Genomic DNA, 24,105 nt, shown 5'->3' on the forward strand with positions numbered 1-24,105 from the left:
TTTATTCATTCCTCGCAAGAGCGGCTCGTGCTTCGGCATGATTTTGTTCGGCGGCCTTCTTCCACCAATACACAGACTTTTCTTTATCGGCATTGCAGCCCTCTCCTCGATAATAGAGCTGCCCAAGTTGAAATTGCGCTTCGGCATTATCTTGAACAGCGGCTCTTGTGTACCAATAACACATCTCCTGCTTGTTAACGCTTGTTCCAATACCATCGCGATACATAGTTGCAAGCAGGTATTGCGCTTCTGCATGGCTTTCCTCTGCAGCCTTTGTGCACCAGTAAAACGCTTTTTCCGTATCAACAGCGGGGTACTCACCGCGCATATACATTCCGGCAAGTGCATAGTAAACCGCTCCTAGTTTTTCCCATCCAGTGCTGTCCCAACTTCGTTCAGCCAACGTTGTATACCAATAAAATGCTTTTTCCTTATCGATAGCAATTCCATCGCCGTGCTCGTACATCTGTGCAAGCCTATACTGCGCTACAACATGATCTTGTTCTGCAGCTTTCGTATACCAATAAAGGGCATTTTCTTTATCAACGGTAATAGTGGGAGCCTTGCTCTCATCACTTGTCCATGGCAAATGGGCAACGAGCTTCCCGATATCATATACATACCCAAGCAGCCATTGGTGATGCATGTGCCCTTGTTCAGCATCCTTTGTATACTGCTCCAGCTTCTGTTTTTTATCAACAGGAGGGGCTTCTTCATCAGCATACATACAGCCGAGCCGAGTTTGGGCTTTCACCACGCCCTGTTCAGCAGCCTTTGTGTACCAGTACAGGGCTTTTTCTTTGTCAACTTCCGTGCCTTCGCCATTGTAATACATGAGCCCCAGTTTATATTGAGATTCGGCATCTCCCTGTTCTGCTCTTTCTAAGCATTGAGAAAATATTTCTTCCGTATTAGGTTTTGTTTCATTGTTTTGCATTGGTAGTGCCTCCTGTTATAGTATTTTCCTGACTGTGCCGGATACAGCAGCCCCATTATGGTATGTAAATCTTATATTCACATCATATTAAAAAATTTTGTTTATCACGTGCATACTGTATGCGCAATTCTTCGTAGGTAAAATTCTCAGAGCCATTTTCCGTACGCGTGGTATAAAAAAACCGTAATCGGAAAATCGGAACCAAAAAGAATTTTATCGGTAAAGCCCGCAGAACATATTTTTTTTATGTCCCTACGCGATACAAAGGCGGTATCGCAAAAAACATTTTTGTATTCGCCTAATAGCCGAAGGGTTGTTTCCAAGGGGCGGCAGTGTGCAAGAATTATCTTTGCATTGGGTGCACTAGCAAAAAACTCCTCAAATAAATCAGCCCGGTCATCATCGTATCCGGTATGAATAAGCACAGGCAGTTTTAATTCATCCGCTGTTTTAAAAACTCCATGTGCAAGGTCCCGCGTTTGTGAATTTTGCAGATCCCACTTATTAGCCCGCGGATGCAATTTAAAACCTTCGTAGGGTATTTCCTGCAAAACAGTTTGCACCTCAAGCCCTGTATAATGCAGCTCAGGGATAACCCAATACAAGGGATGAGCCTTTAGACTTAAGCTCTCTGCAACAGCTTGAGCCTCTGTAATTTCCTTTTTAATGTCCTCATAAATTGACATAAGATCAAGCGCGGTATTAAAGGCCATGCCGCTTGTCGTTGAAGAATAGTAAAATTCATCTACGCCCGATTCTTTTAAAACGCCAAACACTGTTTTTGCATCATAATACGTGTTATAAAAAGTTCCTATGTGAATATGGTTATCTGTCATACTGTACGCTTTCTCCTATTGTTTTAATGATAAAACTTTATCCCTACGCTGTATAAAATTTTTTTTCTTATGAATATAGTTACAAAACTCTTTATCAAGTTTAAATAATTCACCATTATTTGCGCAAAGGTGCGGGCTTGGACAAAAATTGCAGTAATTGCTTACATCACATTTTTTGCATTCGGGAAAATCACTTGCATAAATATTCCGTATTTTTTGTAAAAGCGGATGATTTAAGTATAAGGCTTCAATGTTGTTGTCCTTAATATTTCCCAAATACGCATACCACCCAATCATAGGAAAAATAGAACCGTCGCCTGAAAAACAAAGCGACTGTACGGCTCCGCCGTAAAATGGAATAGTTTCCAAAAGGATTTTTTCTTCAGAACCCCAAACATACGAAAGGGCACCGTTATCTTCCAAGCTTGTTTTAAAAAAAACTTCCAAATCTTCATCGCTCAGTCTTTGGCATAAATTCGATTCGGTATAATCCGAGGTTCCGAAAATAAAAATATCAACACAGGATGCTATCCCTTCAGAATCCGCCCAACGCATTACATCCGGAAAATAATTTTTGTTTATTTGCATTGCCGGACATGAGATAAAAATCGGAACATTGTTTTTACGTAAAAGATGAACGGCTTTCATTGTTTTTTCAAATGAACCCTTTAATTGCGTTACCGCATCGTGAACTTGACTGTCAAGCGCATACAAAGAAATTTGCACTTCTTTTAATTGCTCTTGTGAATACTTTGCCAAAAACGCAACATCATCCTCTTTTAACAAAGTGCCGTTTGTAAAAAGACTGGTTCTGCACCCTTTGCTAATAACAAATGCAAGGATTTCTTTCCATTGCGGATTAAGAGTTGTTTCCCCTCCTGTAATAGTAACAGAAGTTTTTTCAGCCAAGATGTTTTTGCATTGCGAAAAAATATTTTTTACATCATCTAACGAAAGAAAACCTTTTTTGGTTGAAGAGCAAGTGCGGTAGCAATGCACACATTTTTCGTTACAGGGGTTTGAAATTTCAAGTTCAATTGTATTAAGCTTTATCATACTGTTTGTAATTTATTTTTTCGCCAGTCGGTTACGATGCGTTTATTAAGGGCAGCAACCTTGCAAAAATGTTTGTTGATTTTAAAGGGATCGCCTTCGGGGTTTTCGTTTGCATTGCGTACCATGCACATAGCGCAAAATGCCCTGTCTTCACAGGAGCCTCATTCGGGAAAATCCTTATTGCGGATGTTTCGTAAAAAATTCATTTTTTTAGAATGGTACCAAATATCTTTTAAAGAAGATTCATTTACATTGCCGCACACATAGTCTTGCCAGCCCGCACAAGGATAGACATTCCCGTTTGCAACCATGCAGGCAGAAGAAATACCTACTCCGCATACAATACCGTCGGAGTCATGAGTTAATGATTTTATCCGTTCAAAAAAATCGGGCTTTAGTATTTCCGCCTGATAGTCAATGTCGTCCTGTAAAATATCTGTGATAACTTTTTCTACTTCGCTTAAATTAAGCCGATTGTCGAGGTTATCCGTACTGTGATCAAAGCGCGCCATCATAATGTAGTCGGTAACCGCACGAACCTTGTGCTCATGCGCCCAGCGTAAAACCTCTTGGTAGTCGCCTTTGTTTTGCTTCATTGTGGGGCAGCTTATTTGCAAGGGGATATCGTTTTCGACTAAACGCAAAATAGCATTCTTTGTTTTTTCAAAGGAGCCTTTTAAGCAAGTGATTGCATCGTGATGCTCGGGGTTCATACTGTACAGCGAAACCTGTACGCTAGAAAGACGGGAGTTTTTCATTAGGCTGATAACCTCATCATCAACGAGGGTGAGGTTTGAAAGCACATTCACCGAAAAATCATAATCCTTTGCCGCTTGTAAAAATTCTTTAAACTTAGGGTGGCACATCGGTTCCCCGCCCGAAAGAGTTAGGCTGAGGGTTTTCATTTCGTGCAATTGCTTTAGCACTCGGTAATACATGTCCTCGCTTATGTTGGTAAGTTTAAATTCGTGCGGAATATAGCAATGCACACAACGCTCATTACACTTACTGGTAAGCTCTATTTGAAAGCTTGAAAGCTGGGGGGCTTATGCTTAAAATGCTTTTCCAAAACATCCTGCGTGCTCTCTTTTGCCCGCGGAATAACGGGTGTAAAATCTTTTTTAATTGTTTTAGGCTCAATGGCGGCATAGGAAAAACGCACGTCGTTTGCGTCCAGCTCCGCAATTGTTTCCCCCCGCGTTAAAAAACCGTCTTCGACAAGCTCATCAAAAAAAACTTTTACATCTTCCAATAGATCTTCCGCTTTTACGCCGATAAAAGCGGCGGCAGCCTTTTGGCAAATCGCTTCGAGACTTTGCCCCTCGCGTGAAACCGCGTTTAAAAAAACAGTTCCGCTGCCGTTTACCACCCTGTCGGAAAAGTTCCCTGTGTTTGTAATATAACCTAAGCCGTCATAGTCGCGGATAAAGGTATCAAATTTTTGCCTATAATACATTGCACGCTCCTTAAAATAATAAAAATTACAATTTGTTATTCGTTATTAGCAACAGCGATAGTATACCCAAGTGCTCGTGCGCAGTTAAGAAATTCAGCAAAATTATTTTTTTCCCATTCTCCGCAAACAGCTATTTTAATATTGCCGACACATAAAATATCTTCTTCATTTAACAAATGTCTTGCTCGGTTTGCCCGTTGGAATATTTTGTTTGCGTTTTCAAGTGTATCAAATACTCCATAGGACCCTCGAATCCTTTTAGGAAAAGCTTCTTCTAATTCGGTGTAGCTAATTTTCTTATGCTTAGCAAGATAATCTTTTACTACAGCATGCACTAGCCGGCGCTTGGAATATGTTTGTCCGTTAAACGTATACGGTTCAGTATTCCGTTGAACCATGTTTTGCGGTTTATACTGTTCAGTCAAAATAAAGACTTCGCCGCGTTCGCTTTTATACCGTTTTAAAGTAATAGCTATAAGCGGAATATTTCCTTGAATCTTTATTTCACCGTTTATTATTCTTTGTTGTAAGTTAACATCAATATCAGGTCCGGCAAGGATACCGATAAAATTTCTACCTTGGGCATTATTTCCATTGGTTTCATATTCATTGATTATATTTTTAATCTCTTCCGTCTTTTCAAAGTATTGGGATAATTGGGCAACATCGTCTTCTTTTAGCATCCTGTTTTTAAGTTCAATTATTGCATACGTGTTCTCCGGGTATGCAGCCATCATATCTATCCGCCCAACGCCTACCTGAACCTCAGCCCCGATCAATCCTATAAAACTTTTATCATCTTCGTTCAAAGCTAATACTTCCGGATTTTCAATAAGGTAGGCTTCCATGAATAACTCTTTATTAAACGGCATTGGTTCCAGTTTAATACCATTTGCAGAAAAATGTGAATACAATTTCATATTTGTTAACTCCTAATTTTTTATTTAAATACCCAAGCGGCTCTGCCGCCCGGGTAAATGCCATTGCGGATTTCCGCAATGGCCCCGATTTTAAAAATCGATAATCCGATTATGTTGTTCTTTCGCAGTTTTTACAGTCACAACTATCATAGGTATCCTTTGTCGGGCAGCCTGCTGCGAATGAACCTGAGTTGCTGTTTTGTGCAACTACTTGCGGTTTTTCGTATTTCATGTGTTTCACCTCCTTTTCCATGTATATATTTTTGGTATGTACCTCTTGCCGTGTAAGGCAAAGGGTCATACAAATACAATGGCAAAATTATTACGTTTTTGCGGTCATACTTGTTGGCAACACAGTGTATTATAAAAAAAGAGATTAAAAAGTGCATCTTTTTTGAGAAAAAAATAGAAATTTGTTGAATAAAAATATGCGTTTTGCGGTTTAAAAGGGTTTTTACTTTACAAGTTAAATTTAAAACTTTTCCCGACTGGGGGGAGGTACAGTATACTATAGAAGAAAAAGGTACCTCCCCCTACTTCAGCATTTTTTTTATTGAGCCGAAGATGCCGCGGGTGATTTCGCGGCCGACTGTCCTTGTCATGCTGTCAACTAAAACTTTTCCGAGCCGGGAAAATTCTGTTTGCTTTTTACGCGCAGCCATTTCTTCCGCCCGCATCTTTGCGTTTTCAGCCCGTATTCTTGCGGCTTCCGCTCTAATAATTGCGGCTTCTTCCCGAGCCTTTGCCGCCGCTTCTTTAGAAAGCTGCTTTTCTTCGGCTTCGCGCACAACAATTTCCGTCTTTTGATTAAACTGCTCGGTTAAAATTTCGTAGGCGGAAACCCTATCAATCATATCCTTGTATTTATACAAAAGCGGAGATTCTTCTACGATGGCTTTAACCTTAGCTTCATCGATTGTGCCCATTTTACTGTGGGGCGGAGCAATTAGAACACGCTCCGTTACGGAAGGACTTCCGTCGGCTTGCAATAACGAAACAAGGGCTTCCCCTGTTTTAAGTTGGGTGATAACTTCCGCTGTGCTAAACTGAGGGTTAACGCGGAAAGTTTCAGCCGCAAGTTGTATTGCCTTTTGGTCTTTCGGTGTAAAGGCTCTCAGTGCATGCTGAATTTTATTTCCGAGCTGCCCTAAAATAGTATCCGGAATATCGGTCGGGTTTTGCGTTACAAAAAATACGGCAACACCTTTTGAGCGGATAAGCCTCATTATTTGTTCAATCTTTTGAATTAAAATTTTCGAACCCTCACTAAAAAGTAAGTGAGCTTCGTCAAAGAAAAAAACAATCTTCGGTTTATCGGCATCGCCAACTTCAGGCAAACTCTCGTAAAGCTCCGATAAAAACCAAAGTAAAAACGTAGAATACAAATTCGGTTTTTGGTAAAGCTTTACGGCATTTAAAACATTTATAAAACCGCGCCCTTCGGAATTTTGTTTAAAAAAATCCTCAAGCTCCAAAGCAGGCTCTCCAAAAAAATGGTCTGCCCCCTCGCCTTCTAAAACAAGCAAGGCTCTTTGAATTGCCCCGATTGAAGCCTCCGAAATATTTCCGTAATGTAACTTTAAACGCTGCTTATTTTCTCCGACGTAAACAAGCATACTTCTTAAATCTTTTAAGTCTAAAAGAAGAAGACCCTCCTCATCTGCAACGCGAAATGCAATATTTAAAACACCCTCCTGAGTTTCGTTTAAATCTAAAAGCCTGGAAAGAAGTAGCGGTCCCATCTCCGAAATTGTAGCACGTATCGGATGTCCGATTGCATCAACTATGCTCCAAATGCGTATAGGATAATTTTTAAATTCAAAATCGCTTATTTTTAAAACATCGAGCCTCTCTTTCAGCTTATCATTTATTTCTCCTTTTTCGGCAAAGCCGCAGAGGTCGCCTTTTACATCGGGCAAAAAAACAGGCACACCTAAGTCGCTAAATGCTTCGGCAAGAACTTTAAGCGTAACGGTTTTGCCCGTACCGGTAGCCCCTGCAATCAAGCCGTGCCTATTTGCCTTACTCGGTAAAAGCTCAACAGGCCTTTCTCCCGCACCTACAAAAATTCCATTATTCATACCATCACCCATCACAACACTCCCAAGGAAAAATAATACTAACCGATACCCAAGCGGTTTTACGTGATTGCGTATCTTTATAAAAATATAAAGGGGAAAAGCGTTTTAATCAAGGCGGGTTTTGACAAAGAAACTACTAATAAAAATAAATCGTAAAAATTTTATGAAAAAGAGTCCAGGTTTAGTTTTTGACATCCGTGTCGGTTCTGAGTTCGACACGGCGCAACGGTGGGCAATTTACCATAGGAAATACTGAACAGCAATCAATCATTGTTGATGACGCTACCGGTATAACACGTAAAGTTAATTACAGAACACTACATTAAAACAAAGCTGATTTACACCTGTTTTAAAAACTCTTTTTTATAGTAGAGTGCCACATGATCATTCGGATAAATCTTTAATGCCTCATCAATATATTTACGTGCAGCCGCAGCCCCTTTATCGGAAAGTGCTTGGATCGCATGCTCTATATATCCTTGTGAATGATATTTTAAATCTCTGATAGTTTTTTCGTCACAATCATATACTTCAAACAAAAAGTTTTCTTTGTTTGATATTGTTTTTATTTTTTCCACCGGACGGATAAAATATTGCGTGGGATCAGTAAGTGACGCAAATATTCTATCGGAAATAATTATTCTTGAAGAGTATTTTTTGGTGGACTCTTGTAATATTTCCGCAATATAGTATGCATTTGAAATAATAATGCTGTCCATTCGTGTTGTATCTCCGATAGTGCCTAAAAGAATATTTCCCATATCTATCCCTACTCCTATCCGAAGGGGCTGGGTGTTTGGCAGCATTATGTTTTTTGATTGCAAAGCTTTTTGTATTTTTATACCGGCAGCAAGAGCGGCATCAACTCCGTCGGGAAATAAAGCAAAAAAACCGTCTCCTAAATATTTTGTTATAATACCGTTATACTCGCTAACAATCGGAGAGACAAAGGTAAAATATCTGTTTAAAAGATCAAAAACTTGATTCGGCGATAGTTTTTCCGATGTATGTGTAAAGGATCGTATATCGATTGACAGAATAGGCATAGTCAGCTCAACATTATCACCAAGTTTAACATCTCTAATCGATTTTTTTTGCAAAAGAGTAATAATTTGCTCGGGAACAAATCTGACAAGCGACTTATTTATCAGCTGCATTTCTTCGGTAAGATCTTGTATTTTTTTAATTGATCCGGCGTAATCATTTAATACCATTACCGAAAGCAGTAAAACGGGAAAAATCGATGCTACATGAATAAGAAACCTGCCGGGAATTATTTTCAGCGCAACTAATAAATCATAGATTCCAAAAAGAAATAAAATTATTATAGCGCTAAAAATCCACCCAGAAAACTCTTTCTTTTTTATCAACCCGATAACCGTAATATAAATAGTATAAAGAACACCGAAAATCATAAAAATTTGATAATAAATAAGTATTTGTGATGAAATTTCGGGCGGTAATACCAGGGTTGAAACCGCATATACGATAGATACCGATAAAATTAAAACATACGGAATTTTATAACAGAGTTTGAGTGCTTTGCGTATAAATACCGTGAAAAGAATAACAGGTAACGGCACCGTAACATATCGTAAGATAAAGTTAGCGTACCAAGATAAATTCGGAAAAAAAGTAGGCACAATATGCGGATAAAAAAAGATTCCGCGAAGAGCCAGCGACATGGATGCAAGCGCAAACCAAATAATAAACGAGGATTGCTTATAAAAAAAGAAAGTAAAAAGAAAAAAATTGCAACGCTAAAAGTAACGGCAAAAATACACCCGGCAAAAATAAAATCTCCTCTAATCCTTTCCGCCAGCTTTGATGATTCTCCTAAAATAATCGCTCCGGTAATTCCACCCTTAGTATTCCTAAAATTGGAAACATTAAAAATCATAGTAGCGGTGCCGTCCGGTAGGGGTCGAAAGACGGTTTCTGAAAATTTTGTTCCCGGTAATTCCGTTGCCTTATCGATACCGGGCTTTCCCTGGCTGTCCGCCTCTTTTCCGTTTATAATAATACTGCAACTGCTTAGGGCATGTGCCACCTGCATTGCATAAATTACATCAGGATCCAAACCGGAAATTTCTAAGCCGTAGGAGCCGTAACCGAATTTTGAATTCATTTCCGTATGCAAAAAAGTGCCGGGGATTTTTCCATAGGTTTCCCGATCAGGATTTTTTAATACAGAAAAACGGTTTGGCGTAAAAGTGAATTCTCCGCGTAATGAAAAAAGAGCCGCTCTGTCGCCGGGAATGAATGCAGTACCTTTTTCAACCGTTACATCTACTATATTTCGTTTGCTTATCGGTGTTCCCAAATAGATGATATATAGCGCTATGAGCAAAAGATAGAATGGAATGGCTCCTAAAATGATTTTTTTTATATCGGAATTCATACTGCATTAACCTCATAAATACGAATAGGCGTGTCTTTTCCCCTAAATCTGACCTGTCCTCCATATAAAAATTCCGCGATATCGGCAGATGAGGGAGAAAACCGGCTTTTTACAATTTCGCTGACATAAATATGCACGCCTTTTTTCAATGCGTAAAAATGAAGCCGCGACGCAACGTTCACTGCATCTGAAATAACCGTACAATCCATTCTGTCCTTTTCTCCGATTGTGCCAAGCATGAGCTTACCGTAATGAACTCCGATTCCAAGCTTTATGTCGGGAAGATTATCGGCTTGACGGTTTATATTTTCCTTATTGATAAATGTCCTGATTTCAAGCATGCACCGTATTACATCTTCAGTGCTGCCGTAAAAAAGCACCATCAATCCTTCGGTTAAATACTTATCGATAAAGCCCCGGTGTTTTTCTATAATAGGGTTAATATGCGCCAAAGTTTGATTATAAATTTTTAAAAGTGTTAGCCGTTCTTTCTCTGTTTCCAATCCAGTATAAAGCCCCAAGTGAATAAAGGCTATGTACATATCTTTTAAAACATTATCTCCAAGCTGCACATCGATATGTTTTTTATTTAGGAAATTCATAAACTCGTTCGGAACGAATTTTGCCAATGATTCATTGGTCGCTTCAATCTGATTTGCCAGATTTGCCAGATTTTCAAAAGTGGTTTGAAAATTCTTTAATACGATAATAGCCATCGGAATCAATATTGCAAAAATACCGATGTGTGATAAAAAAACACCCTCAATTATCCTGTTTGAAATTAAAATATCCCGAATCATTAAAACAAAAAAGAAAATAACCCCACACAACATCAGATACGCCAATTTATTGCGTTTTAACACCGCAGCGATAATTATGGTTATATTATAGATTGCCGGTAATAATGTATAAATCTGAATTATAAAAAGCAAATTAGCGGAAACGTATATGGGTGTAAAAAAAATAACCATGATGTATGCAAATGCCGGCAGTAAAAAACCCCACATATATATTTTTTTTATTTTTCCGAATAAAGTATTCAAAAATAATGATGCAAAAATAACACCTGCGGGAAAAGTTATATAACCGAGTTTAAAAAGCGTATTCGCATTCATTTGCGGAATAATGATCGTAAGCAAAAACTCATCATAACAACATATTCGTATGCTGAAAATTGCGGACAAAACTCCGAAATACAGTGCATATTTTTCTTTCGGATAAAATAAAAAGAGAGAGAGAAAAAAAGCCGCCGTGATGAGCAACACTCCTGCCAGAATAGTATGTACTAAAAGCATTCTGGTTTTTGCATTTGAAAGCTTAGGATAAAAACCTATTTCGATAGGCTTTAAAAACCCCGGTTTATTAGTGTTGAAATTTGAAACATGAAAAACCAAGGTCGCCTCGGTTGCGCCTTGTGTAGGTAAAATAACAAAAGGAGCATTCCAACTAAAAACCTCTGCATCGCGGGAAGTGCTTACCGTACCGGATCGAAAAAATTCTTTCCCGTTAAGATATGCGGTAAAAGCTGAACAAACGGTAGAAGTTTTAATCGCATATATGCGCTCGGGACGCAAGTTTTTTATTTTTACTGCATAGGTTGCATAACTCCATGTCGGTAACGGTTTTGCATAATGATTCCATGATGTATTAATATGTTCAAAGCGAGTATATTTTGAAAAATCGAGGCTTGGATCGGTAAATTCCTGCGGAATAAAAACCCACCCGCCTTCCATTATGTGAATATCCGATGTTCCTAAATTTTTTGCATCATACACGCCCTGAACAATAGAATACACCGGATTTTTTCCGGAATGCTTTGCACATGAATTACAAAGCAGGATGAGCGCGTATATAAAGATGAGCGATAACTTTTTCACAATTTTCTCCGCAACTCTCATGTTTTTCCGAAATCGTTTATAGGTTGTTTTGCAATCAGCTTGCAGCTGCCTTTATAAGGTGTTCGTACACATAAAGGAGTTTCGTAAAATATATTTTAAGTATTATACGAATAATTCAGATTGTCAAGAGAGAAAAATATAGAAAAATGCTCCTGCCAGCTTGCGCACGCTGTTCTTTGAAGGCCGCTCTCTGCATTCATAAAAGCCGCGGCTTTGTATTGCTACGGGATTTTGGCAAGCGGAGTTCAGGTGGGGAACATTGTGTATGCGAAAGGGATGGTAATGGAAATTGTGCCGCCGATTGCGGTTGTACAAGAAGCAACTTATGGACGTGAGGGAATAACGTTGCTTGTTTTTCGCAGAAGAGGCGGTACAATTGGAATGGACAGCCCGGTTTTTTCATTGAAGCTTTAATGTAAAAATGAAAAAATTCGCCCGTAATATAATTATGTTTTTCTCGAACATGCACACAGTAACGGCGAGCTGTATGGTGTGAAAAGAAATTTTAGCTACTTGCAAAAAATGCAAAATCAGTATACTGTTTAAGATAGCTGTTTATCTTTTAAAAAATAATGCCGGATAAACAAAAGCTCATATTAAGGAACATTGTACAATGGAGGTCAATGAGATGAAATTAAAAACTTTGGTTTTTAGCTTATCCGCCCTTTTCCTTGTATTAGGATTTACCGGTTGTAAATCTAAAGCACAGGCAAAAGCGGAACAAGAAGCTCAAGAACGAAAAGCATTGATGGCGGAAAATGCTAAAATCGAAAAAAGATTGATGCAAGCCAAAAATGCTGCAACTGAAGCGGAAGCAAATGTATATTATCCCGAAAAGTTTGCACAAATTGAAGATTTGGAAAAACAATCATCGGAAGCAAAAGAACAGGATGATTTAAAAAAAGCGAATAGCTTGGGATCTGCTGCCGCCGACAAATACGAGACGTTGGCGAATAAAATGAAGATAGCGAATCAACGCTCAAAAATTGAAGCAAATAAACTTGCAAAATATGACGAAGAAAGCTATCGACTCGGGGAAGAGGCGGAGAAAAAGATTGACGGACTTTATGAAAGCGATTCCGTTGCCGCCTTGCAGACATCAAATGAAAGCCTTATGTACTATAATAAGGTGATAGATGCGGGATATAAGTCTCTTTCGCAAGATGCAAAAAAAACAGCCGATGATGCAAAAGCGGCATTAACGGCGGTAAAGGTTGCCGCGAGTTTGAAACCCCAGCAAGAGGAAGCGGATGGAATATATGCTAAAGCTGAAGAAGCGGAGAATTCCGCTCAATATGAGCAATCATATGGAGGGTACACTTCTGCTGCTCAAGCATATAACGATTTAACACAAATAATTAAGGCAAAACGATTGGAAGCTCAAAAGGCAATGCAGGCGGCAAAGACAAAACAAGAACTTTCCGCAAAGCTTGCAAATGAAGCGGATAAAGAGAGCCCTCTACCTGAAAATGCCGAAGGTTTTTCAAAAGAACCGATAGAAGTTGAACCTCTCCCGACAGATGTGTTAAATGCACCTCAAGATGAAAAAGCTGAGGAAACAGTTCCCGTTGAGGAAATGAATGAAAATTCTTCGGAAGAAGTAAACGGGAATGCGGAAAAAATTGAATCGACTGAAGAGCCGATAGAGGGAGGTGTACAATGAAAAAGATTTTTTTATTCCTTTCACTCGTATCCGTTTTAGGAATTACCTCTTTATTTGCAATTTCCTATGATGATAATGAGTATTCAAGAAAAAGCCGCGCGTATACGCAATTAGCGGAAAAAGCATATGATGCCGGAGAGTATGATACCGCAATAGAATATTCTCAACTTGCGGAGAATTTTGCGCAAGAATCCGCAGAATATATCAAAAGAATGATGGCGAGAAATGAAGCGGAAGACGCGATGAATAAGGCAAGAACCCGCTATGCATGGGCAAAGCAGCAAAAAGCCGATAAAAACTATCCGACCGAATACCTTATTGCCGGAGAAGCAATTAAAGCGGGCGGAATAGCTTTTGACAATAAAAACTATGATGTTGCGGTTACCTGTGCGGAAAAAGCTTTGGAGTCACTGAAAACAGTAGAACCAGAAGATAAAGTTATAGCCAAAGCAGCTGCTGACAAAGCGGCAGCGGAAAAAGCCGCTAAAGAAAAGGCAGCAAGAGAAAAGGCAGCCAAAGACAAAGCCGCTAAGGAAAAGGCAGCCAAAGACAAAGCCGCTAAGGAAAAGGCAGCCAAAGACAAAGCCGCTAAGGAAAAGGCAGCCAAAGACAAAGCCGCTAAGGAAAAGGCAGCCAAAGAAAAAGCGGCACGCGAAATGGCGGCAAAGGAAAAAGCCGCTAAAGATAAGGCAGCTAAAGAAGAAGCGGCACGAAAAGCTGCTGAAGAAGCAGCCGCAAGAAAAGCTGCTGAAGAGGAAGCTGCAAGAATTGCCGCTGAAGAGGAAGCCGCTCGTAAGGCTGCCGAAGAGGAAGCTGCACGAAAAGCCGCCGAAGAAGCTTTGTACAACGAAAAGGGCGAAAAAGTTCTTCCCTCGGAATACAAAGTGCTTACTTGGAAATTGGATAGAGAGTGTTTCTGGAATATTGCAAAGAATCCTGCCGTATACAATGATCCCTTTATGTGGAGAAAACTGTATGAAGCAAATAAGGACAAGATCCCTGAATCAAATAATCCCGACTGGGTTGAGCCGGAAACCATCTTGGTAATTCCGAGCATCCGCGGTGAAAGACGTGAAGGTCTCTATGACCCCGATGTAAAATATCAGGCACTTCCCAAACGATAAGGAAAGCCGATAAAAACAAAAACACCCTTAAGCAGCTCTTTTAAAAGGCGTTTAAGGGTGTTTTTTTATTTTCATTGATTGATTGTGTATGTTATCAGATTACCAATGATTGTATTGATGAAGGCACAAGGGCGAACCCTTAGAAATTCTACCTTTTGTTCGCCCTTGTGCAATTTACCACAGGCATGCTGAATTGTAATCATTATTATTGAACATCTCAATCAGCATGCCAGTAAGTTAATTACAGAACACTCCCCTACCGTTTCTTCCCGCCTTTTTTTGAAAACTCTCTTCGTTTGAAGGAGGTTTGAGCGGATGCCGGTGCCTTGTTTCGGTGTTTGCTTGCGGAGCGGCAGTCGGTGCGCTGTTGTTGCTGTTCTTTTTTGGTGCGCTCCCCGAGTTTTTTGAGTTCTTCAACTTTTTGCGGATCATAAAAGCCTTCTTTCCAGTTAAAACGGGAAACATCCGGAAGCGCATTTCCCGCTCTGCAGCTTTGCATAATCGTGCGATAATTTGCCCGCTCTATTGAAGTATGAGAAAAATCAATTAAAAAGCGGCTGAAACCTTTTTTCCGCAAGCCGGCAATTCTGTCGGTGATTGCGAATGGCTTTTCCGGCAGCACAAAGGAAGCGGACGGGGTTGAAAAGGCTCTGAATGTTTGCTCCTGCTTGTCGGAAAAATACAGAAAATTATAGCTTTTCGGTAAGGTAAACCGCATTCTGAAAAGCGCCGGATACGAGAAAACCGTCTGCAATACCTGATGGCGAACGGCAGGCGCAAAACAGGACTCAAGATTTTCCTGCGCATTTTCAATCGGGGGAATAAACGCATAGATTCCGTTCTCTTGCAGCCATGCCGCCGCATAGCGATTGAACACGTACAAATAAGGGCCTGCGATAAGCTGCACATTCTTATTTTTCAGCAAGGTTATATGCCCCGGATTATTCACCACAAAGTTCCGATATCCGTTTTCGATAAAATACTCAAGCTGCGCCTGTAATTCCGCTTCCTGCGCTTGGGGCAAAAACGGGTCAAGCGCAATGAATATCTCTGATTTTACAAAGGGCAAAGGCTTTCCCGTTTCCGCCTCCTTAAAGCCTTGCCACGTATCTTCATTTAAATTGATGATAATGCGTACCGGCTTATCCGCCAAAATCGCATGCACATCCCGCATGGAAGAAACTTGCACATAAAAGCCTTCGGGAAAAACATCGGTGCTTTTTTTTGCAAGGCTTCTTTTTTTTCGCGCGCCGGCGTCCTTTTCGGTTTGCCGCAGCGACTTTCCCGTCTCGGGTTTTGACTCTTGTTGAAAAGCAGGATTTTCCGCGGCAAGCGAAAAGGCGGGGAGTTTTTCATCAGCGGGCTGTCTGCGGTAATCGCCCAAGTTTTTTGGCAATACCTGCGGATACCTTTTTGTCATTGCCTTGGTTTGCAATAAATACACCGAATCGCCTTTTCCGAACTGCGCCGGAATTTGAATCCATGTTTTACCGCCCTCTTCTTTGATCTCCTGTATTTTAAAACTTTCCCGTCCGGTATCGTCTTTTTTGTGTAAACGGATTGAGTCCCCAACAAGCGGCGTATAAGAGGCGCCTTTCAGCGCTGCCGAGTGCATCGGTATGGATGTGCCGTCAGCGGCGGTCAAGGGCAGCGCATCCTGACGCAGCTCGGCAATACGCCCAAGATAAATACCCGTTCCTCCCGCCTGATGCGGATTGAGCACCTCATCCGCCTTTGCGCCGTCAATCCAAAAGGTAGTCTTTGACCGCGCAAAATCATTTGCCAAAATACGTTTTGCGGTTTCTACCGCCGCCCGTTCATCTTTTTGCCAGTTATCAAGCACATAACGGTACGCGGAAACCACTGCGCCCACATATTCGGCACTCTTCATTCGCCCCTCAATTTTAAATGAGGCTACTCCCGCTTGCACCAGCTGCGGAATATGCTCAATAAGCTGTAAATCAGATGGCGAGAAAAAATAGCCCTGCTCATCTCCTTCGGGAGTGTGTGCCGAATACAATCGGCGGCAGGCTTGCGTACACATGCCCCGATTTGCGGACTTCCCGCCCAAATAACTTGAAAACATGCAAAGCCCCGACTCACTTACGCAAAGCGCGCCGTGGACAAAAACCTCAAGCTCGCAGGACGTATGCAGATGGACATCCGCAATCTCCCGTGCGGTTAGTTCCCGCGCCAAGACAACCCGCGAAACGCCCCATTTACTGAGCGCATTCGCCGACTTTGCACTTGCGATATTCATTTGCGTGGAAGCATGTATTTTAAGCTGTGGAAAATAAGTGTGCACCATTTGCATTAGGCCCAAATCCTGCACAATCAAACCGTCCGGCCTGACCGTATTCAAATATTTTAAAAATCGATACAAACGCTCGGTTTCGGACTCGGTTACTACCGTGTTCACGGTAACATAGATTTTCTTATTACGCTTATGCAGCGCCTCAATCGCCGCCTCAAACTGCGACCAGGCAAAATTGGAAGAACGCATCCGCGCATTAAAACTCTTCAAACCCAAATAAACCGCATCCGCTCCTTCCGCTATCGCCGCATCAAGTGCCTCCGGATTTCCTGCCGGAGCCAATAACTCTGCCATACTTATACCCTTTCTATTTTATAAAAACCGAATCCTCTTACCGCATACACGGAATCCGCCACGTGTTAAAAAAGTAAGCGCCTTTCCGCCATACCGGCAAGCGCCCGCACCTAAAGAGGCTTAGTGTACCAAATCCCGCCGACTGTGGCAAGGCGGATATTTTGCCTGCCTTGTCTAATTCATCTGATACGAATCATAAAAAAAGGAGTCAAACTCCGAGTACGCTGTGGTAGTTTTCAAACTCAATTCTGCGTGGAACCACCGCCACGCCCTGATTTTTAGTATTCTTGATTAAATCAGTGCTGCGAGTTTTAGAGCTTCAATTTTATAGTTTGTGTTGATGCTTTAAACCATCGTTTGGAATTGAGCAACGGTGGGCAATTTACTATAGGGAGGTTGAATCCGCAGAGCACCTCCTTGCAGGCAAGGTGTTCACACTTATAGGTGTGAGGTGTGCACTCTTTAGAACCACGGGCGTCCGTGCCCGTTCTGAGTTTTTGACGTCCATGTCAAAATTAAGTCTGCGAGTTTTGAATTTGTTCTGATTTTGTCATTTCGACAATTTGCCGTGATAATGCTGAAGCTGCAAGCCATTAGTGTTGATATTCCGATAGGTATAACAGCAACTTAATTAGAAACCGTTATAGTAGTACTGAAATCTCTTTTAAGGCTCCCTTGGCTTCTTTTACAATGCGTTTTTAAGATAGTAGCAAAAGCACGTGGTTCAAGGAGCGGTTGACACTTGTTTATGCCTAAGCTCTGCGTGTTTCGTATTTTCAGTTGACAATTCTCATCGTATTTTTTACTATATATGTTATGAAAATGCAAATTACAGCAGATGAGCTGCGCAGAAAGTATATTGATTTTTTTAAGAGCAAAGGACATGTCGAAATATCCGGCAAGTCTTTAATTCCCGATAATGATCCGACCGTTTTGTTTACTACGGCGGGTATGCATCCGCTGGTGCCATACCTGATGGGCGAGCCGCATCCTTCGGGAACTCGTCTAACCAATTATCAAAAATGTATCCGCACCGGCGATATCGATGAGGTTGGAGATGCCGCCCATTTAACCTTTTTTGAAATGCTCGGCAACTGGTCCCTCGGCGATTATTTTAAGAAAGAAGCAATTGAATATAGTTTTGAATTTCTAACCGATAAAAAATATCTGGGCATTCCGATTGACCTGCTTTCCGTTACGGTTTTTGCCGGTGATGAACAGGTGCCGAAAGACACCGAATCCGCGGAAACCTGGCAGCGGCTCGGTATCTCTAAAGAACGAATTTACTTTTTGCCGCGTAAGGATAACTGGTGGGGGCCTGCAGGCGAAACGGGACCTTGCGGACCGGACACCGAAATGTTTATTGATACGGGAAAAGATGCTTGCGGTGCCGATTGTAAGCCCGGCTGCCATTGCGGCAAATACATAGAAATATGGAATGATGTTTTTATGCAGTATCATAAAAACAAAGACGGCAGTTATTCAGAGCTTACCCGCCATTGCGTGGATACCGGCATGGGCATAGAGCGTACGGTTGCAATGTTGCAAGGAAAAAAATCCGTATACGAAACCGAGATATTCACGCCGCTTATACAAACAGTTGAGCGCTTATCCGGAAAGACCTACGGACAGAATGAGGCGGATGCTATTTCCATCAGAATTATTTGCGATCATGTGCGAGCCGCAACCTTTATTTTAAGTGATCCCAAAAGCGTTGCCCCTTCCAATGTCGGCGCAGGCTACGTACTGCGAAGAATTATCCGCCGCGCGGTCAGACACGGTAAAAAGCTCGGTATTGAAGGCTGCTTTTTGTCGACTCCCGCTAAGGTAGTTATCGGACAATATACGGGTGCGTATCCCGAGCTGCAAGAAAAAGAAACCGAGATTTATGCAAGTCTTGAAGCCGAAGAAAAGAAATTCCTCGAAACCTTAAAAAAAGGCGAGGCGGAGTATGAAAAAATGCTGCCAAACCTTTTGAAAAACCCGAAAAAGATTATTCCCGGACGGCTTGCCTTTAAGCTGTACGATACCTACGGCTTTCCGATAGAGCTTACCGAAGAACTTGCACGGGAATCCGGGTTACAGGTGAACAGGGAAGAGTTTGACGAAGCGTTCAAAAAACATCAGGAGCTTTCCCGCGCGGGAAGCGAGCAGATTTTTAAGAGCGGGCTTGCAGATCATTCCGAACAGACAACCGCCTACCACACGGCAACGCATCTTTTGCACAAAGCGCTTCGCATGGTGCTGGGTGATCATGTTGAACAGAAAGGTTCCAATATTACGGCGGAGCGTTTGCGCTTTGACTTTTCACACCCGAAGCCGATGACCCCCGAAGAAAAGGCGGAGGTGGAACGCATTGTCAATGAGCAAATACAGGCGGATTTGCCGGTGAGCTTTGAAGTAATGTCTTTGGATGAGGCGAAAAAAAGCGGAGCCATGGCTCTTTTCGGTGAAAAATACGAAGATTCAGTGAAGGTTTACTCTATCGGCAGCTTTTCAAAAGAAGTTTGCGGAGGTCCGCACGTGGAGCATACCGGACAACTCGGACACTTTGTTATTAAAAAAGAGCAGTCCTCATCAGCTGGAGTGCGCCGAATTCGGGCTGAATTGGAAAAATAATGCATGAAAATCATCGAGAGCGTAACTTAAAAAACTCTTAACTGTTTATAAATATATAATTATGCAATAGTATATTATTGACAACAAAACATCGCTTAAAGTACGCGACTATTTTACGGAGACTGTCTAATGAAAAAAATTATTACTGCGGTTCTTTTCTTTGCCGTTTTTCTCGGCTTTCTTACCGCGCAGTCGGCTTTGCAGCCGATTGCTCAAATTTCAATACAAACTCGTGAGCCGATTACTCTCGGTCAAATAAAAAGCAGAGTAACTGCCATCGAAAAAGAGCTTGGCAAAAAACTGAGTACAGCGGATCGGCGTCGATTTATGGATAGCTTTATTGAAGAAAGGCTTTTTGCTCAAGCTGCTATAAAAGAAGGAATCCGAATTACCGATTCCGAAGTTAATCAGTATTTCAATAATATTCTTTCACAACAAATGGGCAAACTGACAACCGAAGCGGAATTCGCCGACTATATTAAAGAAACGGAAAAGATTTCTTTAGATCAGTTAATGAAGAAGCAAAATGGTATGACGCTTGCGGAATATAAGGCTTTTTTAAAAACTCAACTCAGCACACAACGCTATGTTATGCAAAAAAAATCAGCTGAATTTCAAAAACTCAAAGGACCGACAGATAGCCAAATTCGATCATATTACGAGTTGAACAAACAAATTTTCTTTCGTCCCGATACGGTAAAACTCTTTTTGGTTTCTATTCCGAAAGGAACCGATCCGAATGCTGCAAAAATAAAAGCAAAGGGTTTTAATGATCAGCTTAAAAAATCAGGTAAAAAAGCTATGGCGGATATCAAATCTAAAGGAAATACCCCAAAAGCAGGGTATTCTGCCGGAGAAATTTATCTTGCAAAAACATCGGAAACCGCCAAGCAGCTTGGACTCTCTATGGACGCATTGCTTGAGATCTTTAAAATGGATATAAACACTGTTTCAGAAGTAAATGAAACTCCGCTGGATTATCAAAACTTTATGGTATTGGCAAAAGATTCCGCAAAAATCCTTACATTAAGTGATGTTGTTGAGCCTGACAATACGGTTACCTTATATGAAACAATAAAGAACATGTTGATGATGCAAATCCAACAAAAAGCGCTTGAAACGGCAATTACCGATCTTGCTGCAGAGCTTAAAAAGCCGGAAAATTATAAAATGCTTGTAAGCGATGCAGAGTTGAAAAAACTTCTAGCTTGGTAAAAAATGCAAATCGGCAGACGAAGAGGGCGAATTCTTGCATTTCAGGCATTATTTGCTTGGGATTTCGGACAAAGTTCTCCCGAAGAACTTGTTCAATTTGAATGGTTTGAAACAAAAGAGCCTGTTTCGGAAGAAGCGTTTCTTTTTCCGAAAATGCTCTTTCTCGGGACACTTGAACATTTAGAAGAAATCGACACCCATATAAAGAACAATTTACATAACTGGGATTTTGATCGCCTCAATAAAGCGGATAAAGCTATCATACGGTTAGGTGTATACTCTTTATTATTTCAAAAAGATACCCCCTCCGCTATTGTAATTGACGAAGCCGTTAATCTCGCACGATCTTTCGGGACAGACGATTCCTTTAAATTTGTAAATGCCATACTTGACAGTATTGCAAAGACTGCGTAATATTTTGCTATGGCAAAAAAAGCTCAATGTTTTTTAGCAGTACTGGCAGTTTTTTCACTTTCCTTTTATTTTTCTTGCAAAAAAACAAATCCCGAAGAATTTCATCAAAAACTTGAATATATTGACAGTCTCATTCCAAAAAAAGAAAATACCAGAATTTTAAAAGATCTTATTAAGCTTAGTAAAAAAGCAAAGACGCCATCCGAACATCTAAGTATTGTAAAACGTCAACTTTCTTTTAAAGCTATTCCCGACGCGTTACAAACTCTGCAATCGGGAATGCGAAAAAACCCCGAAGATGATAGCCTGCCGGCAGTAATTATTTCCATTCTTCTAAGGGAAGAAAGATTTGCCGATGCTGCCCGCTATGTGGACTATGTTAAATACGGTAAGTATGAAGCTTTGGGGGCGGAAGCATCCATCCTTGCGGATGTAGAAGCAAAAACGCAAAACACGAGCCCGGAATTTTGGAAAACTGCGTTTAAAAAAACGGGCTTTCAAGTGTTTTTACAAAATGCGGCAATTATGAAAGCGGTTCAAGGCAAAATGAAGGAAGCCTTTATTTTAAAAGATGCCGTTTCACCGCAGGGAAATCTGAAAAACCCTTATCTGTGGACATTGCTTGCCTTTGATCAAGGGTACTTTTCAACTGTATTTGAAAACCTCCCCCTTACTCTTGCACTCGCCGATTCAAGTACCGCAAGTAAGCAACAAATAAAAAATGCAAAAGCTCATATTCTGCTTGCCGCAGATGCAGCCTACGGTCTAAACGACAAAGAGCGCGCTCAAGCCTTTTGGCAACAATATATTGATTATTTCCCCACACAACCGATGGATGCGCTTTATAATTTAGCGCTCACCGCTCCGACAGAAAAAGAGTCCGTTGATGCATTAATCCATTGTATAAAAATTAATAAAACCTATTACCCTGCAACGGCTCAATACATACGTGCTTTTGCAAAACTTCGAAACAACGCAAAACAATCGGATTCAATAACAAGTTTTTTGGAAAATAAAGGATTTTATTCCTTAGAGATGGAAAAAGAATACTTTCTTTCTCCTCGTTTTACTATTCTTCCCGAAGATTTATTTAAAGAGATCCTTGCAGATAAAAATGCGGACATCCGCTTTCATTTAGAAGCTTTTCATTATAAGTATATTGCAAAAAAGAACCTTAACGGAAGCAGCGCCGCTATGTGGAAACTCCTTGAACAATTCCCCCAAAATCAAACAATCAGAAACTATGCTCGATGGTTTTTTATGTACACGGAGGATTACGGCGCTGCATTCAGTATCGAAAAAACCGACTTCCTGCCTGAAGACAACTTTTATGCGGCAGTGGCCAAAGCATCCCGGTCGGAAAACGCCGAAATCCTTTTGCGGGAATTCGCTGCGGCGATGGAAGGGGCAAACACTAAAAAAGCTGCAATCATTAATACCGCAATTGTTTTTGATGCAATGGGAGAATCGGATTCCGCTGTTGAAAACTTTATCCGCGCAGCAGAAATTGCGCAAAGTTCCGAAGAAAAAAGCAGATTACAATATCGAGCAGCGGAAATATTAGCAAAAAAACGATTAATAAATCGTGCCATAGAAATGCTGCATCATTCGCTTGAGCTTGATCCAAAAAATTATTCCGCTTCTGTTTTGTTGGAAAAATTAAAAGCGGCACAGTAGGTTTCCGTAATAACCCACTTCGCCATGTTTGAAAACAAAACGCCAAAAGCGGAAAACCCCAGATTTTTAACCGAACAAATTATTACCTACATCGGGAACAAGCGGAAACTATTGCCTTATATCGATAAAGAAATAGAAAATGTTTATCACTACTGTGGAAATAAAAAGCTTGTTTCCGCCGATATTTTTTCAGGTTCCGGCATTGTCAGCCGCCTGCTAAAACAGCGGAGCAAAGAACTCTATGTAAATAATTTGGAGCTGTATTCCGCTATCATAAATCGATGCTATCTAAGTAACTATTCTGATTTTAACCGCACCGCATATGAAAAAGCATTTCTATTTCTGCAAGATAAATTGAACACCGAAATGGTACATGGAATTATTACCGAAAATTATGCGCCGCAAAACAATCAGATGATACAATCGGGAGAACGTGTTTTTTACACTGTTGAAAATGCAGGTATTATCGATACTCTTCGCATAAATATAGAAAAGATTAATCCCGCATTAAAAGACTATTTTTTAGCCCCCCTTTTATATCAAGCATCGGTGCAGGTAAACACGGGAGGTATTTTTAAAGGGTTTTATAAGAATCCGCAAACCGGCATCGTCTGTTTCGGCGGTGCGGGGCAACATGCCCTCAAGCGAATTACCAAACCGATCTGCATCCTTAAGCCCGTGTTCAGTAATTACGCATGCGAAACAAAAATCTCTCAGCAAGATGCAAACACACTCATACATTCACTGCCGGAGCTGGATTTCCTGTACATCGACCCGCCGTATAATCAGCATCCCTATGGCTCAAATTATTTTATGCTGAACATTATTGCCGAAAACAAAATTACCGCTCCGCTCAGCCGAGTTTCGGGCATTCCAAACAACTGGAACCGCTCGGGCTACAATAAACGTCAAAGCGCTCCGCAACATCTTGCCTCCCTTATCGCTGCCGCACAGGCAAAATTTATTCTGGTAAGCTATAACTCCGAAGGCTTTATCGCTTTTGACGATATGAAACAATTATTGGAAACTTACGGCAAGGTGAATATTATCCGAATACCATATACCGCCTATCGCGCATCCCGCAATTTAAAAAACAGAAACATTCACCTCCACGAGTATCTTTTCAAATTGGAAAAGACATAACAGTTGCGTGAGCTCTGTGTCCGATTCCCTGAGACTTGTAATAAAAGAAAGATAATG

The 24,105-nt window shown here is 40.9% G+C and carries 19 protein-coding genes; 8 read left to right on the forward strand and 11 right to left on the reverse strand.

What is annotated here, in order from left to right; translation table 11 throughout:
• Position 1: 1 nt before the first annotated feature.
• The 10 genes from FUT79_RS11100 to FUT79_RS11135 all read right to left on the reverse strand — a co-directional run bounded on the left by FUT79_RS11100 (position 2) and on the right by FUT79_RS11135 (position 11,564).
• The gene (locus tag FUT79_RS11100; protein ID WP_052812616.1) at positions 2-937 is read right to left on the reverse strand and encodes a tetratricopeptide repeat protein; all 936 of its coding nucleotides are present in this window, start codon (positions 935-937) and stop codon (positions 2-4) included.
• 146 nt (positions 938-1,083) lie between these two features.
• Entirely contained in the window at positions 1,084-1,773 is a 690-nt protein-coding gene (locus FUT79_RS11105) for an amidohydrolase family protein (RefSeq protein WP_044634801.1), read from the reverse strand.
• A gap of 15 nt (positions 1,774-1,788) precedes the next feature.
• Positions 1,789-2,829: a radical SAM/SPASM domain-containing protein gene (locus FUT79_RS11110; RefSeq protein ID WP_148889672.1), complete on the reverse strand. Its 1,041-nt coding sequence runs from the start codon at positions 2,827-2,829 to the stop codon at positions 1,789-1,791.
• Positions 2,830-2,990: 161 nt separating this feature from the next.
• Complete coding sequence (locus tag FUT79_RS15375; RefSeq protein ID WP_215905229.1) at positions 2,991-3,818, reverse strand: radical SAM protein; 828 nt, start codon at positions 3,816-3,818, stop codon at positions 2,991-2,993.
• Between the two features lie 29 nt (positions 3,819-3,847).
• Complete coding sequence (locus FUT79_RS15380; RefSeq protein ID WP_052335781.1) at positions 3,848-4,285, reverse strand: PqqD family protein; 438 nt, start codon at positions 4,283-4,285, stop codon at positions 3,848-3,850.
• Positions 4,286-4,320: 35 nt separating this feature from the next.
• Positions 4,321-5,205 (reverse strand): PDDEXK family nuclease, encoded by an 885-nt coding sequence (locus tag FUT79_RS11120; RefSeq protein WP_024753276.1) that lies wholly within the window; start codon positions 5,203-5,205, stop codon positions 4,321-4,323.
• 109 nt (positions 5,206-5,314) lie between these two features.
• A complete protein-coding gene (locus FUT79_RS15770) occupies positions 5,315-5,437 on the reverse strand; it encodes a hypothetical protein (protein ID WP_256254702.1) in 123 nt (40 codons plus the stop codon).
• Positions 5,438-5,738: 301 nt separating this feature from the next.
• Positions 5,739-7,286, reverse strand: coding sequence for a helicase HerA-like domain-containing protein (locus FUT79_RS11125; protein WP_044634690.1), 1,548 nt, complete (start codon positions 7,284-7,286; stop codon positions 5,739-5,741).
• A 338-nt stretch (positions 7,287-7,624) separates the two neighbouring features.
• Positions 7,625-8,995, reverse strand: a complete 1,371-nt coding sequence (locus FUT79_RS11130) for an adenylate/guanylate cyclase domain-containing protein (protein WP_342036103.1) — start codon at positions 8,993-8,995, stop codon at positions 7,625-7,627.
• A 688-nt stretch (positions 8,996-9,683) separates the two neighbouring features.
• Positions 9,684-11,564, reverse strand: a complete 1,881-nt coding sequence (locus FUT79_RS11135) for an adenylate/guanylate cyclase domain-containing protein (protein WP_044634689.1) — start codon at positions 11,562-11,564, stop codon at positions 9,684-9,686.
• Positions 11,565-11,834: 270 nt separating this feature from the next.
• Here FUT79_RS11135 and FUT79_RS15150 point away from each other — a divergent pair, with 270 nt between their 5' ends.
• From FUT79_RS15150 to FUT79_RS15155, 3 genes are all read left to right on the forward strand, one after another.
• Positions 11,835-11,999, forward strand: a complete 165-nt coding sequence (locus FUT79_RS15150) for a hypothetical protein (protein ID WP_156009301.1) — start codon at positions 11,835-11,837, stop codon at positions 11,997-11,999.
• A 214-nt stretch (positions 12,000-12,213) separates the two neighbouring features.
• On the forward strand, positions 12,214-13,248 hold the full coding sequence (tmpA, locus tag FUT79_RS11140; protein ID WP_024753274.1) for a membrane protein TmpA: 1,035 nt from the start codon (positions 12,214-12,216) through the stop codon (positions 13,246-13,248).
• A complete protein-coding gene (locus tag FUT79_RS15155) occupies positions 13,245-14,372 on the forward strand; it encodes a LysM peptidoglycan-binding domain-containing protein (RefSeq protein ID WP_187426843.1) in 1,128 nt (375 codons plus the stop codon). The genes tmpA and FUT79_RS15155 overlap by 4 nt, the downstream gene beginning before the upstream one ends.
• Positions 14,373-14,628: 256 nt before the next feature.
• Here the strand turns inward: FUT79_RS15155 and FUT79_RS11150 are convergent, their stop codons facing one another.
• Complete coding sequence (locus FUT79_RS11150; protein ID WP_148879141.1) at positions 14,629-16,980, reverse strand: peptidase U32 family protein; 2,352 nt, start codon at positions 16,978-16,980, stop codon at positions 14,629-14,631.
• Positions 16,981-17,796: 816 nt separating this feature from the next.
• Between FUT79_RS11150 and FUT79_RS11155 the strand changes: the two genes are divergently transcribed.
• The 5 genes from FUT79_RS11155 (at position 17,797) to FUT79_RS11175 (ending at position 24,048) form a co-directional block, all read left to right on the forward strand.
• Entirely contained in the window at positions 17,797-19,599 is a 1,803-nt protein-coding gene (locus FUT79_RS11155) for an alanine--tRNA ligase (protein ID WP_148889676.1), read from the forward strand.
• 129 nt (positions 19,600-19,728) lie between these two features.
• The gene (locus tag FUT79_RS11160; protein ID WP_024753270.1) at positions 19,729-20,814 is read left to right on the forward strand and encodes an MOSP complex formation periplasmic protein, TDE1658 family; all 1,086 of its coding nucleotides are present in this window, start codon (positions 19,729-19,731) and stop codon (positions 20,812-20,814) included.
• A gap of 3 nt (positions 20,815-20,817) precedes the next feature.
• A complete protein-coding gene (gene nusB / locus FUT79_RS11165) occupies positions 20,818-21,228 on the forward strand; it encodes a transcription antitermination factor NusB (RefSeq protein WP_002697407.1) in 411 nt (136 codons plus the stop codon).
• A gap of 9 nt (positions 21,229-21,237) precedes the next feature.
• Positions 21,238-22,905, forward strand: coding sequence for a tetratricopeptide repeat protein (locus tag FUT79_RS11170; RefSeq protein WP_024753269.1), 1,668 nt, complete (start codon positions 21,238-21,240; stop codon positions 22,903-22,905).
• A gap of 24 nt (positions 22,906-22,929) precedes the next feature.
• A complete protein-coding gene (locus tag FUT79_RS11175; protein ID WP_044634686.1) occupies positions 22,930-24,048 on the forward strand; it encodes a DNA adenine methylase in 1,119 nt (372 codons plus the stop codon).
• Positions 24,049-24,105: the final 57 nt, after the last annotated feature.

The sequence above is a fragment of the Treponema phagedenis genome (genome assembly GCF_008153345.1).
Taxonomy (GTDB): Bacteria; Spirochaetota; Spirochaetia; order Treponematales; family Treponemataceae; genus Treponema; species Treponema phagedenis.